Source organism: Fischerella muscicola PCC 7414 (assembly GCF_000317205.1).
GTDB classification, from domain to species: domain Bacteria; phylum Cyanobacteriota; class Cyanobacteriia; order Cyanobacteriales; family Nostocaceae; genus Fischerella; species Fischerella muscicola.
The window spans coordinates 22635-36966 of the sequence record NZ_AJLK01000025.1; the positions used below are offsets into that span (position 1 = coordinate 22635).

Genomic DNA, 14332 nt, shown 5'->3' on the forward strand with positions numbered 1-14332 from the left:
TACAAACATTAACTAAATTACTTAGATATTAGATAATAATTCATAGCAACTAGCAATTAGCAACTAACATGATTGTAGTCATGAAAATTGGTTCCCCTGAAGCGGAAATCAACCGCGTTAGCGAGGAACTCACCACTTGGGGGCTGACACCAGAAAAAATTGTTGGTAAACATAAGGTTGTAATTGGTCTAGTTGGCGAAACAGCCGACTTAGATCCCCTGCAAATTCAGGAAGTTAGTCCTTGGATTGAGCAAGTATTGCGGGTAGAACAGCCTTACAAACGGGCTAGCCGTCAATACCGCCACGGCGAAGCGTCTGAGGTAGTAGTAAACACACCTGATGGGCCTGTTACCTTTGGCGAACACCATCCCTTAGTAGTTGTAGCTGGGCCCTGCTCCGTCGAAAATGAAGAAATGATTGTTGAGACGGCGCGGCGTGTGAAAGCTGCGGGAGCTAGATTTCTGCGTGGAGGTGCATACAAACCCCGGACTTCGCCTTATGCTTTCCAAGGTCATGGTGAAAGTGCTTTAGAATTACTGGCAGCAGCGCGAGAAGCCAGCGGGCTGGGTATCATTACTGAAGTTATGGACGCCGCCGACCTGGATAAAATCGTAGAAATTGCTGATGTTGTCCAGGTAGGGGCAAGAAATATGCAAAATTTCTCTCTACTTAAAAAAGTGGGGGCGCAACCAAAGCCTGTTCTGCTCAAGCGGGGGATGTCGGCAACTATTGAAGAATGGTTGATGGCTGCTGAATATATTCTGGCGGCAGGAAATCAAAATGTGATTTTGTGCGAACGAGGAATTCGCACTTTTGATCGCCAATACACTCGCAATGCTTTGGATATATCAGCAATACCTGTTTTGCGAAACCTAACTCACCTACCGATCATGATTGATCCTAGTCATGGTACTGGTTGGGCTGCTTATGTACCTTCAATGGCAATGGCATCTATTGCTGCTGGATGTGATTCCTTAATGATTGAGGTTCACCCCAACCCGAAGAAGGCTTTGTCAGATGGACCTCAATCTTTGACACCAGAAGCTTTCGACCAGTTAATGCAAGAACTAGCAGTCATTGGTAAGGCTGTAGGGCGTTGGCCACAACCAGCTGTGGCTTTAGCTTAAAAACAGCAACAAAGACGCCCAGAAAGGGAGACGCGGTGACATTTGCAGTTTTTATATATTCTCCAAGTCACCGCGCCTATTTTTACTTTTGTCAAAATGCAGACAAAAGGATTCCAGCATGGGAATTTGGCACAATAGTTGCTTTAGCAAGCTCCTTATTTTCTATTGGAATTGAAACTTAACTTTGTAACGGCCTCTTTAGCATTATGCCTACTCGTCAGTATTGCAGCACAAAGTACTGCAATACTGCTCACCTTCATCAAGGCTTTGCGGAGGGTTACTGTTTGCAGTATGTCTTGTGCTTGCCGGGTTAGGTAATTGCTGTAGCGTCTTTCTTGTTTACTGAGCCAACGACTAATTTCTGCTTGTTCACGAATCTCCATTGAACATAATAAGCGTTGCAAGGTCTCAGAATAAATTATTTCACGTGCTATTTCTGCTTGCTCTCTTTTGTTGGTCGACATATGTAGATGCTTAAGTATAATCTAGATTCTTTTGCTTAAATAGTTTTGAACAGCAGTGTTAAGCAAATTAGTAATTATCATGACAAACTTATTTAGCAAAAAAAATCATTCTTTAGAGCTAAGTAAAAATATTAATAGTGTTTATAATTACAAGTTTAAAAGGTACAGTGGCGAAGTAACTATGTTATATCTGTCTTGAAAGGTGTAGGCAGCTATGCTGAGGAGCCACTGTGCCCTTGGAGGTTCCCGAGGACTGAAGCCGGAGGAAACCTCTGGCTATAGAAGTCCGTTCCGTTGTAGCACGTGGCGTGGCAGAAGGAGTAAAAGAAACTTTCCTAACTTTATTGTGAACTCTGCTCATGGAAATCTTGTACCACGCCTGAAACTAAAGTTTTGGGTTGAAAGCACGGAAGGAGTTAAAACTCCTTACAACGATTGTCCTAGTTAGCTAAAAGCTAACTTAAGCTCTTAGCCCCAAATTTATTTGAGGGCGAGATTTTGGGCATGTGCAACAGATAAGTTATACAAATGCATTTGTAGGGGCGTAGAATTGTACGCCCCTACAAGAAATCTAATATAGATTCAGATTACACCTTGTGCCTTCTCAAACTAGCGTCTTCTGCTACCAAAGCCAGTAGAACGACGAGTTGGAGAACTACGTCCGCTACCAAAACGACTGCCAGTGTTGCGTCTAGTAGAACTAGAGTTACCAGATGGTCTCAGGGTACTGCTACCATAACCAGAACCAGTCGGGCGATTACCAGTAGTGGTGCGTGGTGTCGTGCGTACAGTAGAACTATTGGGAGTTCTCCGGAGGTTCCCTGTAGTACGGAAAGCTGTACGATTTCTAACTACTGCTGGTGGTTGATTGTAACGACGCTGATAGCTTGTAACCGCATCATCATAAGTTCTGCCATAACCACCATAGCCAGTTAACACCACTCCTGGTTGATACACAGGTGGTACATAGTATTGGGGTCTGAATAGGAGACTACCTAAAGCTTGACCAGCTAATGCTCCAGCAAAAGGAGACCAGAAGCCACTTTCTTGACGGACAACTACTGTCTCCTGTTGTCCAGTTTGAGGATTTGTTTGAGTTTGGGTGACGTTGTGGACGTACTCAATTTTGAAGTCTTCTGTTAAGTACATCACTGGCTGTCCATTTTCCACTTTCAGGTAAGTTTTCTTACCTTGCTTAATTTCGTCATCGGTCAGCCGCGCCATTTGCAAATTTTCGGTTCTGACAGTCGGGGGCGTCGCGTTGAGTAAAAACAGAGTGTATACTCCGTCAGCATCGTTATAAGTAGCTTGTTGTACTGGATACTGACCATCACCCAACTTATTTATGTTTGTTGTTTGGCTAACATTATTGGCTTGCGGCTGATTTTGATTTGCTCCACCACCGCAGGCAGCTGTGGTTAAACACAAACTCAATGTTAAAACAATTACTGTGAATTTACGCAAAATTTTCATCAGCATTTGACTATCTTCTCATCCTCGAGCTTAACAATTTCTCGATCAAACTGATAATTGGTAATTACTAATTGCTAATGGGTGAAAACTCCCATGCTCTAACAATTACAAAGGTATCAACTCTGGGTAATATTGCAAAAGCTGATCGTTAGTCAGTTCATCACCTAATTGAGCAGGTGAAAAGTGTACCTGAATTGCTTGGAGTTTATGGTTGTAATGCAAATTAATCAAGGCTTTTAAGCCTTCTTTCAAGGCGTAAATATTAGCTAAATCAGTTTCTAATTCTGGTACTTCTCCTGTATAAGCAACTGTGATTATCACCACAACGTTGCGGGTTACAGGTATAGAAAAAGAGTCATTATAATCAGACTCAGAACTAAAATCTGGCTCACTCTTGTAACGTTGGGCAGAGTCTGTAAATAATTCATTTATATAATCTCCCGCTTCGCCTTCATTCCAAAATACTTCGCCTTCATTGGCAGCAGAAAGCCAGTATTCATCGTATTGCAGTAGAGTTTCGCAAAGTTCTACTAATCCTTCTCCCAAAACATTAAGATCACCATCAGAATCCATTGCTTCCCGTGCACCACGATTTAATACTCCCAAAATTGGTGCAACTTCAGATCCCGCTAAATGTAACATAATACGACAAACTACATAGCGAGTCTTACCCATCATTCTATTAAATGAATCGCGCATTTTTCCTCCTTGAGATTGTTGTTGGTTGTTGGTTGATCGTTGGTGATTAGTTGTTAACTGCTTCCAGAAAAGTATAACTACCAACTAACATCTATCAACAAAGAACTAATTATTTTATGTAATGAAATCCTTTGATAAAATCAAGAATCATACTTGCAGAAGGTTTAATTACTTTGGTAGTGCTTAGAGAGTTGCCAACATTTTTAGATGCATTGATGTCAGAAGTGTCAATAAATCGACCAAAGTGAGGATGGTCATGGATAATCAAGCTTTGGGCACTGGAATTAGTTAAAATTGTCTGTGTTGGTGCTTGGAAAAATTTGATTTTTGTTGTAATTTTAAGTATATTTATTAGTTCTTTGATTCCACTAGTATTTTCTATTACTTCTTCGATCAATGTAGTCAATTGCCGGAAGTGCTGAGGAGTCAATGAAGTAAGATGAGAAACTTTTTCGCTCTTGATGATTGCCAACAGTGTATGAATATTGTTTTGGGTAGTTGTTGAATCTTGGAAGGGAAGAATTACCATATAAGCTGTGGGTAATAAATTCAAATCACTATCTACACGAAATGTAAAAACTGTGCGTCGACGTCCAATTTCCATACTAGGAGGTTGTTTTAATTCGCGGTATTGTTGAGCTATCTGGTGATAAGCACCAGCAATGGCAAAATTCGCTTCATGATCCAAGGGTTTATCAATAATAATCTGAATTGTTGGTGGAGTTTCGTTAAAAAATTCCTGTGATTCTTTGGTGTTGAATTTTTGAATTATGGAGCGATCGCCACTAGGACTAAGATCAATCCACTCACAAATCATACCCTCAGTTTTTAAACCAAATCTGGAGGTCGAATAAAGTTTCGCGCCTGTTAAAGTCGCCCCTGATAAATCTGCACCTACCCACTCGGCTTTAATTAATTTGGCCTGAGTCAGATCAGCATGAACCAAACTAGCATTGGTTAAATTGGCATTGCTTAAATCTGCCCCAATCAGATTCGCACCACTCAATTTTGCTTCACTTAAATCTGCCCAACTCAGATTTGCCCCATTTAAATCTGCCCAACGTAAATTTGCTCCACTCAAATTTGCCCCACTCAAATTACTGTGGCTGAGATTGGCCTGTCTCATTTCTGCATTTCGGCAATTCGCACCACTGAAGTCGGTACGGCTTAAGTCGGTGTTACTTAAGTTCGCGCCCTCTAAATTTGCTTGCGTTAACAAACTATCCCTCAAATTCGCCTCGCTCAAATTAGCGTAGCGTAGTATAGCGTGGCGAAGCGCAGCTTCTCTGAGATCCGCACAACTGAGATTAGCTGCAAACAGATTAGCACGACTCAGATCAGCACGAATCAACTCCGCACGGATCAGGGAAGCTGACTGGAGTTGGGCACAACTCAAATCCGCTCGAATCAAATTGGCGACATTGAGACTGGCGTGGTTGAGGTTGGCTTGGTTAAGATAAGCACCACTTAATCTAGCTACATTGATCTGGGCGTGACTGAAATTAGTACTACACAGATGAGAACCACTCAGGTTAACAATACTCAAATTAGCATGACTAAAATTTGCTTCATTGAGTTTGACACCACTGAGGTTAGCTTCAGAAAGATCAACTCCGCTAAAATCTCTTTCTCCTGCTTCGTATTTTGCTAGCAATTCCTCTAAAGTCATTGGAGTTACCTCACCGGATGCCAACTCGAATAGTGGGTAAAGTTGTTTAGCTTAACTTGTAATTGAACTTCAATCAAAATCACAATGAAAATTGGTATTTTAGGACTCGGACTAATTGGCGGCTCTTTGGGTTTAGATTTGCGATCGCATGGACATTATGTGTTTGGAGTCAGTCGTAAGGAATCAACTTGTACCAAGGCGATCGCCCTTGGTAGTGTAGATGAAGCATCTGTTAACATGAGCTTGCTCACTGCCGCAGAGGTTGTATTTATTTGTACACCGATTGGACTTATTATTCCCACAATCGAGCAGTTAATCGCTCATTTAGCTGCGAATGTTGTGATTACCGATGTCGGTTCAGTCAAAACACCGATAGTCAAAGCAATTTCTCCCCTGTGGACAAATTTTATCGGCGGACACCCAATGGCGGGTACAGCCGAAAGTGGTATTGAGGCTGCACAAAAGCATTTATTTGTTGGTCGACCTTATGTATTGACGCCAACAGCGACAACACCACCAGATGCTTTATCTTGTGTGGAGAAAATTGTCAATCAACTGGGGTGTAGAGTTTACCATTGTCCTCCAGAAAATCATGACCGGGCAGTGAGTTGGATTTCTCATTTGCCAGTCATGGTGAGCGCCGCTTTAATTGCTGCTTGTTTGAGTGAAAACAATCCCCAGGTATTGCAACTAGCCCAAAACTTCGCTAGTTCTGGCTTTAGAGATACTAGTCGCGTCGGCGGCGGCAATCCAGAATTAGGGATGATGATGGCACAATATAACCAACAAGAATTGTTGCGATCGCTCCGACAATATCGCCATAATCTCGACGAATTAATTCACCTGATTGAGCAAGAAAATTGGACAGTTTTAGAAGAAATGTTAAAGAGGACTCAATTAAATCGTCCTAATTTTGTCGAAGATTGTTAATGATTAGTGAATAGTAAATAAGTCGTGGTATTATACCCCTCACTGCTGAGGCAACTGTTACAATAGCCAAAGTGAAGAAAAAAGTTAGAGTATAAGTCCAAACTATTTTGAAGTGACACCGAGAATGCCAAATAATATTTGGCTGACTGCGTGGAATGTGGCGATCGCCACAACTACCACGACCATAATCACAGTTACTAAATGTCTGAGAATTTGACTTGTTTAAAATTAGCTCCCCACAATAGGGTGTTAGTAATATTACAACCGCGAATATCCGCACCGCTAAAATCTGCGCCAATCAAATTGCGTTTTTATAAAAGAGCGATTTTGTAAATCCTGGTTAGCAAAGTTGAGAGAATTAGAATTAGTCATCCGCTAACAGGATTTTGGATTGATTTCACACATAAATTTAGGGTCTTCTACAATTGAGGAACCGTTACTCATCTATTTTTGACATTAATGCAAAGCATAAAAAATTCCACTCAATTACCAAACTCCAAAATCATAATTTCCAAGATAATTTATTAAAAATATTGCAAGAATTAAAACTTCCGATTTGTTGCCGCTACTTTGTTATTTTTAATAATTCTGTATTTTTCCTCACTTTTTCCTAACAATATCTTCGCTTAGCTGCATACCTTGCTCATCATAAGATAATCGAATAGTCCCCCTAAATTCTTTCCTGTCCGACCCATGCCGCAAAATCGATGGTTTTTAATTCTATTGAGTTTACTAACGCTGTTTTTGGCTCACGGCATGGCGCTGTTCTACCGGGTTCAACCTGCTGTGTCGTTGTGGTTTCCTCCATCAGGAGTTGCGATCGCCCTCACACTCTGGTTTGGGCCAATTGGTGCTGTTCTCACGGGAATCGTCTCTGTGACAATGGCACCTTTTTGGGGTAGCGATGGTTGGACTCGGCTAGTAGGGTTAACAGATGTAATCGAACCTTTGGTTGCTTGGTTTCTTTATCGTCGTTGCTTTCAGGGTTCGCTCACTCTCAATGGACTCACAAAGGCTACAAAGTTCATTTTGATAGCACCCCTCGCTGCTTGTGCAACTTCAGCAATTGTAGGCAGTTCAGTCTTAGTGGCTTTGGGAAAGTTGCCAGAACAAAGCTTGAATGAAACTATTGTACATTGGTGGTTGGGAAATGCGATTGGGACAATGGCGGTCGCTCCCTCAGCCCTGTTGCTACTGACTCCACTTTTAGAGCGGTGGCAATGGATACCGATTTCAGATCAGACAGAGAAACCAGAATATATTACCTCTGTGTGTTTGTACACTCGTTGGCCTGAGATTGCTGCGATTGTGCTAGCTACCGTTTGTACTGCTTGGTTTACTGTTCAGGCAGTTCAGGAAACAAATTTTACATTTGAGCAATTTTCCCTGTTAAGTTTTATTCCCATTGTTTGGGCAGCAACTCGTTTTGGGACCACAGGTGGGATGTTAACTGCCAGCTTTTGTGTTTTAGTAACACTGTTTGATTATTTGCTCCTCTATCCTCATGCCATTTCATTACCGCAATTCCCAGTAGCTACTGAAATTGTGCATGTCCACAAGCTGAGTTTGTTAATCCAGTGCTTTGTGGGCTTAGTGGTAGGTACTGCGATCACCGAACGGGAAAAGTCTCTAGTTGATCTAGAAGTTGAGCGTATACGCCTGAGTGAATATCAAACTCGTGCCCAACTGAGCGATAAACTGTTTCAACTTAATCGTTTACTCACCGAAGTCAACCAACAATTACAGGAGAGTGAAGAACGCTTTCGTACTTCTGTTGAAAATATGTTGGACTGCTTTGGAGTTTACTGTGCCATCCGTGATGACTCCGGGCAAATTGTAGACTTTCGGATTGAATATGTTAACGATGCCGCCTGTGTCAACAATCGCATGACTCGTGAGGAACAGATTGGCAGGGGACTGTGCGAAATTTTGCCTAGACATCGAGAAACTGGCTTGTTTGACGAATACTGTCAAGTGGTGGAGACTGGGCAACCTTTGGTTAAAGATGCTCTAATTTACGATGACATCTATAATCAACGTCGTTTAGTGAGAGCCTTTGACATTCGCATTGCTAAATTCGGTGATGGATTTATTGCCACTTGGCGAGATGTGACTGCTCGCTGCCAGGCAGAGGAAGAACTACGCTGTCGCCAGCAGGAATTTAAGGCACTGGTCGAAAATTCTCCTGATGTCATTTCTCGACTGGATCGAGAACTACGGCATGTGTATGTTAATCCCGCGATGGAGAAAGCAATCGGCTTGAACGCTCAAGCCGTCATCGGCAAAACTCCTAGCGAGTTGGGAATGCCTGAGGAACTATCTCAGCAATGCCTAACAAACCTACAAACTGTGCTTTCTACCGGACAACCGCAAGTTGACGAATTTTGCTTGCCTGCTCCAGATGGTATAACTCATTTCTACCAAGCTAGGATAGTCCCTGAAATGACTGAGGACGGTTCTGTCGCATCTATTTTAGTCGTCACCCGTGATATTACGGGATTAAAACTTATAGAAGCAGCACTGCGACAAAATGAACAACTCCTACGGTTGGCACTATCCGGCGCCCAGGCTGGTTCTTGGGACTGGAAAATTCAGACAGGTGAAATTGTTTGGTCGCCAGAAAATTATGACTTGTATGGAATCAATCCAGCTAGCGGTTCTCCTCAATATGAAGACTGGTATAATGCGCTGCATCCAGATGACCGAGAGCGTACGAATGCAGAGGTACTTCGTGTAATAGAAGAGCTACTCCCTGAGTTTCGTAGTGAATTTCGTATTGTCCACCCGCAACGCGGCATTCGCTGGCTACTTGGGCTTGGGCGTCTCACCTTGGATGAGCATGGTGAACCGATGCGCTTGAGTGGTATTAACCTAGATATAACAGATCGTAAACAAACAGAAATTGCTCTGAGCCAAGCAAACGAGCGTTTTCAACTGGCTGCGGCTGCGGTGGACGGTATGATTTATGACTGGACAGCAGAACAGAACCGAGTTGAACGCACTGAAGGTTTATTTAGACTGTTGGGCTATTCTCCACAAGAGGCTGAACCAACTCTGCAATGGTGGCAACAAAGGATTCATCCTGATGATCTCCAGCATTTACCGAAGACTCTTGCAGAAACACAGTTAGTAGATGGTCGCCGTAGCCTGGAGTATCGGGTGCAGAATAAGCAGGGGCAATACATTTACGTGTTGGATCAATGTATTGTCTTACGTGATCAAACTGGAAAGCCAGTGCGAGTTGTTGGTAGTACCAGTAATATCAGCGATCGCAAATTGACAGAGAAGGCACTGCGGGAAAGCGAAGAACGCTTGCGTTTAGCTTTGTCGGCAGCTAATCAGGGACTCTATGACCTCAACATTCAAACTGGGGATACTGTTGTCAGTCCAGAGTATGCACGGATGCTGGGTTATGAACCCGACGAGTTCCAAGAAACCAATCAAGCGTGGCGATCGCGGCTGCATCCTGACGACAAAGAGCTAGTTAATCGAGTTTACGAAGAGTATATTGCAGGCCAACGCAACGAATACCGGGTTGAATTTAGGCAACGTACCAAGTCGGGAGATTGGAAATGGATTCTCTCGATTGGCAAGATTGTGGCATGGACTGGGGATGGCAAACCGCTGCGAATGCTTGGTACACAAACAGATATTACTGAACGCAAGCAGGTGGAATTAGCAAGGCAGAAGAGCGAAACAATACTCAATGCTTTTATTACCAGTTCGCCAATTGGTATGGCATTACTAGATCGTGACCTTCGCTACCTTTACGCCAACGAAGCACTAGCAACCATCAACGGAGTGCCATTAAGCACACATTTGGGTCGTACCCTAGAGGAAATTTTGCCGCAAATGGCACCTCAGTTGCAGCCTATACTTCTGCAAATTATGCAAACCCAGGAGTCAATAATAAACCTGGAATTGAGCGGTGAAACCATACCTGGTATTTCTCGGCGTTGTTTAACAAATCACTTTCCTGTCTGTTTACCCAACGGCGAAGTGTTGGGAGTCGGTGTCACAGTTATGGACATCACAGAACTCAAGCTGGCAGAAGCAGCCTTACGTCAAAGTGAATTAATGTTTCGCACACTAGCGGATACAATGCCGCAGATGTTCTGGATCACTCGACCCGACGGCTATCATGAATATTTCAATCAACGCTGGTACGACTACACAGGAAAAACGCTAGAACAAACACAAGGAGAAGGATGGCAAAACATTTTGCATCCTGACGATGTGGAACGTACGATTGCAGTTTGGCAATATAGCCTTCGTACCGGAGAAAACTACGACATTGAGTACCGTTTTCGTCGTGCTTGTGATGGCGAATATCGCTGGCATTTAGGACGAGCGTTTCCATTGCGTGATCAAGATGGTCAAATTGTCAAATGGTTTGGCTCCTGTACAGATATTCATGATCAGAAGTTAGCAATAGAAGAACGGGCCCAAGCCTTGGAACGTGAACGCGCTGCCCGCATAGAACTTGAAAAAGCCAGTCGCATGAAGGATGAGTTTTTAGCAATTGTCTCCCATGAATTGCGATCGCCCCTCAATGGCATTTTAGGTTGGTCACGCCTGCTTCGCACTCGTAAATTATCTCCTGATAAAACCGAACAGGCACTAGCATCAATTGAGCGCAATGCTCAAGCCCAAACTCAGTTAATTGAAGACTTGCTCGATATTTCGCGGATTATTCGCGGTCAAGTTCGTTTAAATCTGCGCCCAACCAATTTAGTCCCAGTGATCCAGGCAGCATTAGATACAGTCAATCCCACTGCTAGTACCAAGTCCATCAATTTACAATTTACGATTTTAGATGTTGGGTTGGAAGATGGTGGGGGCAACCTGGCTACGGAGTCTGAGGAGTATCCTAGTAATCTCAAATCTGAAATCCAAAATCCAAAATTCCAAGTTTCTGGTGATCCAGACCGCTTACAACAAGTTGTTTGGAATTTACTTTCCAATGCTGTGAAGTTTACTCCTGAAGGCGGACAGGTTGAGGTGCGGTTGTCAAAGGGAATGGTGAGTGGCAATTGCGGACAAGGAGGCAATTTTTCTCCCTTGTCTCACCCCTCCCTCATTTATGCCCAAATTCAGGTGATTGATACAGGTAAGGGAATTAACCCTGAATTTTTGCCTTACGTTTTTGACCGTTTTCGGCAAGCAGATGCTACGACTACTCGCACTCAAGGAGGATTGGGATTGGGACTGGCGATTGTGCGTAACTTAGTAGAATTACACGGCGGCACAATTTCAGTTGCTAGTCAGGGTGAAGGGCAAGGAACAACTTTTACCATCCAACTCCCTCTCCTCTCAACCGATGTTGTATCAAATGAATTAGCAGAACTGGCGATTCTGCGACAGACAAATTGCGAGACTACCTTCAATCTCAGTGGATTAAAAATCCTGACAGTTGATGATGAAGCAGATACACGGGAGTTTTTGCAAACAGCCTTAGAGCAATACGGGGCAATTGTGACAACAGCCGCTTCCACTCGCGAAGCCTTACAACTCCTGCAACAAGTAAAGCCTGATGTGCTGTTAAGTGATATCGGAATGCCTGGTGAGGATGGTTACTCTCTGATTCGTCAGTTGCGATCGCTCCCACCCGAACAAGGCGGACAGATCCCAGCCGCCGCCTTAACAGCCTATGCCAGACAAGAAGATCGCAAACTCGCTCTTGACGCTGGTTTTCAGATGCATATACCCAAGCCTATTGAACCAATTCAACTGCTTATAGTTGTGGCACGGTTGGCTGGGAGATGTAACTGAAGGCAGAGGGCAGAGGGCAGATGGCAGAAGGAAGAAAATCTATTTTTGCCGTCTGCTATAGGGTTCAAAGCCCCTAATTTTTTATAAAAAGGGTAACAAATTTTTTACATTACGAGAAGCCACTTCGTGCCTACAAGATGCAAGGCATCCTTATTTGAAATTCTTCCAATTAATTTATAACGTTTCCCTTTTGCCCTCTGCCTCCTGCCTCCTGCCTTCTCAGGCTAAAACAGCGGCTAGCAAAAATAAACTATCTACCAAAATTGTACTCAACACCGCTCCGCTAAAAGCATACCAGTGATACTGTCTTCTACCTAAAGGTAAAATTCCTACCATTGTTAGAACCATAGCTAGAATTAATGCCCAGGCTACTCCCCAAGGCGTCTGTACTCGTGCTACTGCATTCTGTAAAATTTGTGGCACGAATTCTGGTTCTACTTGCATAATTTGTCGCCAGTGCGGCATTAAATTTACCAAGTAGAAATACACGTCAGTTAAGACAGTACCTAGTAAAGAACCTAAATAAAACCAGTTACCGACTTTTCCCCAATTTCGACGCAGACACCAGATTGCAAACGGTAGACCTATAGACTCTACTGGTAAATGCCATAAAGGTTCCCAACGCAACCAACCCCAGTAAATTGAACCAGCTAACCAACTCCAGCTAAACCCAAATAATAAATCTCCCCAATGGTATGTTACAGAACGTGACATTAATAAGAAACTCAGCCACACCCATAAAAATGTCAGACCAATACTCAACCAGGGTAGCGATCGCACCAGAGGAGCTTCGATAAATACTGGCACGGATACCAAAAATATAGCTGCTGCGAATATTAACCAAGTTTGCCGAGCCGAGGCATATATGCCAAGCGGAGTTGAGGCATTCACCTGAGGATGTGCAGAGCCGGAGAGTGTCTCCGTCTTTGTTTTAATACCAGCAGAAACAGTGTATGAGGACAATGTATTATTAACCAAAGTTTATTAATATTATTTACTTAACTTTATCTTATTTAAGATATCACAACATATATCCCCCCCTGGGGCATATTTATATTGTACTGACACTAACACAATTTAAAACGAGGAGATGAAAAATAAAACGAACACTGTCTTGAAAAGCTCTTACGCTAACGGAGGAAACCTCCGCACCCTTCGGGAAGCCTATGAGCGCGTCTACAAACTTTTCAACAGTGCAAGGCGATGGATGATGGGTTTGCTGTTAAGTTAATCCCCATTGCCCTTATTCCCACTCTCTACGATCGTGGGGGGCGGTGAGTTCCCCAATCCCCAATCCCTGATCCCTAATCGCTATTTTCAAGCTAGTGATTTGTTAAAAACTTGAGCATTTCCTGAGCTACGATCTCTGGAGACTCAATAAAACAGGCATGTCCTACTTGTTCAAGAATAACAAGTTCAGCATTCGGGATTCCTTGAGCTAGATGCTCAGAAAATTTTATTGGTGTGACAATATCTTGCTCACCCACCATCACCAAGGTAGGAACTTCAATACTCGCAAGACGCTCGAAAGTGTCACTGTTGAGAATAGCTCGGCTTTGATGATAAAGTGCGTAGGATTCTGGTAAAAATGGGTACTTCCGGATTTGATTAACAATTTGTTCGATCGCTCCTGGAGTTGCATAAAATCTATCACTAAACAACCAGGGCAATAAGGTAGTTTGATAAAGCAGTGGATCTAACTTCGAGGGCAAATCGCCAAACAATTCCATGATTGCCTGAAACTTACTGTCTCCTTTTGCCCAAGATGATAGCAAGATGAGACTTTGAACTATTTCTGGCTGTGCTAGTGTCAGTTCTTGGGCAATTTGACCACCCATCGAATGACCTACTACATATACTTGGGAAATTTTCAGATACTCAAGCAAAGCAATAGTATCAGCAGCCATTTGCTGAATGCTGTAGGGACTATTAGGTGCTGAACTTTGTCCTACTCCGCGATTATCAAACCTAATCACTTGATAGTGTTTGACCAAAAATGGCATCAGCACCGACCAACTTAAACTGTCAGAGTCAAACCCAGCGATTAATAATAACGGCTCACCAGTTCCATGAATGTTATAAAACAATTCAATTCCATTAACTAGAGCTTTGGGCACAATAAAAACCTCTATCAGACATAAATTATTCAGCCACGCAGGCTTACTGGCTGTTTACCCTGCACTTGCTCTATCACCAAT

General features: G+C 43.1%; 11 protein-coding genes. 4 read left to right on the forward strand and 7 right to left on the reverse strand.

Annotated elements, in window-relative coordinates:
* Positions 1-68: 68 nt before the first annotated feature.
* On the forward strand, positions 69-1127 hold the full coding sequence (aroF, locus tag UYI_RS0103490; RefSeq protein WP_016865288.1) for a 3-deoxy-7-phosphoheptulonate synthase: 1059 nt from the start codon (positions 69-71) through the stop codon (positions 1125-1127).
* Between the two features lie 155 nt (positions 1128-1282).
* Here the strand turns inward: aroF and UYI_RS0103495 are convergent, their stop codons facing one another.
* The 4 genes from UYI_RS0103495 to UYI_RS0103510 form a co-directional block, all read right to left on the reverse strand.
* A complete protein-coding gene (locus UYI_RS0103495; protein WP_016865289.1) occupies positions 1283-1591 on the reverse strand; it encodes a hypothetical protein in 309 nt (102 codons plus the stop codon).
* Between the two features lie 609 nt (positions 1592-2200).
* Complete coding sequence (locus UYI_RS0103500; protein WP_016865290.1) at positions 2201-3070, reverse strand: hypothetical protein; 870 nt, start codon at positions 3068-3070, stop codon at positions 2201-2203.
* Positions 3071-3169: 99 nt separating this feature from the next.
* On the reverse strand, positions 3170-3763 hold the full coding sequence (locus UYI_RS0103505; RefSeq protein ID WP_026085715.1) for a DUF1517 domain-containing protein: 594 nt from the start codon (positions 3761-3763) through the stop codon (positions 3170-3172).
* Between the two features lie 109 nt (positions 3764-3872).
* Positions 3873-5432: a pentapeptide repeat-containing protein gene (locus tag UYI_RS0103510; RefSeq protein ID WP_016865292.1), complete on the reverse strand. Its 1560-nt coding sequence runs from the start codon at positions 5430-5432 to the stop codon at positions 3873-3875.
* A gap of 84 nt (positions 5433-5516) precedes the next feature.
* On the opposite strand from UYI_RS0103510, the gene UYI_RS0103515 reads away from it, so the two are divergent.
* Positions 5517-6362 carry a prephenate/arogenate dehydrogenase gene (locus UYI_RS0103515; protein WP_016865293.1) on the forward strand — a complete coding sequence of 282 codons (846 nt, stop codon included), beginning with the start codon at positions 5517-5519 and terminating at the stop codon, positions 6360-6362.
* Between the two features lie 197 nt (positions 6363-6559).
* On the opposite strand, the gene UYI_RS39950 is transcribed toward UYI_RS0103515, so the two are convergent.
* Positions 6560-6664, reverse strand: a complete 105-nt coding sequence (locus UYI_RS39950; protein WP_258003568.1) for a pentapeptide repeat-containing protein — start codon at positions 6662-6664, stop codon at positions 6560-6562.
* A gap of 391 nt (positions 6665-7055) precedes the next feature.
* Here UYI_RS39950 and UYI_RS34055 point away from each other — a divergent pair, with 391 nt between their 5' ends.
* Positions 7056-12134, forward strand: a complete 5079-nt coding sequence (locus UYI_RS34055) for a PAS domain-containing protein (protein WP_016865294.1) — start codon at positions 7056-7058, stop codon at positions 12132-12134.
* Between the two features lie 219 nt (positions 12135-12353).
* On the opposite strand, the gene UYI_RS0103530 is transcribed toward UYI_RS34055, so the two are convergent.
* The gene (locus tag UYI_RS0103530; RefSeq protein WP_016865295.1) at positions 12354-13025 is read right to left on the reverse strand and encodes a DUF3120 domain-containing protein; all 672 of its coding nucleotides are present in this window, start codon (positions 13023-13025) and stop codon (positions 12354-12356) included.
* A 199-nt stretch (positions 13026-13224) separates the two neighbouring features.
* Between UYI_RS0103530 and UYI_RS36445 the strand changes: the two genes are divergently transcribed.
* Positions 13225-13365 (forward strand): hypothetical protein, encoded by a 141-nt coding sequence (locus UYI_RS36445; RefSeq protein ID WP_157226291.1) that lies wholly within the window; start codon positions 13225-13227, stop codon positions 13363-13365.
* 91 nt (positions 13366-13456) lie between these two features.
* On the opposite strand, the gene UYI_RS0103535 is transcribed toward UYI_RS36445, so the two are convergent.
* Positions 13457-14251 (reverse strand): alpha/beta fold hydrolase, encoded by a 795-nt coding sequence (locus tag UYI_RS0103535; RefSeq protein ID WP_016865296.1) that lies wholly within the window; start codon positions 14249-14251, stop codon positions 13457-13459.
* Between the last annotated feature and the right edge of the window lie 81 nt (positions 14252-14332).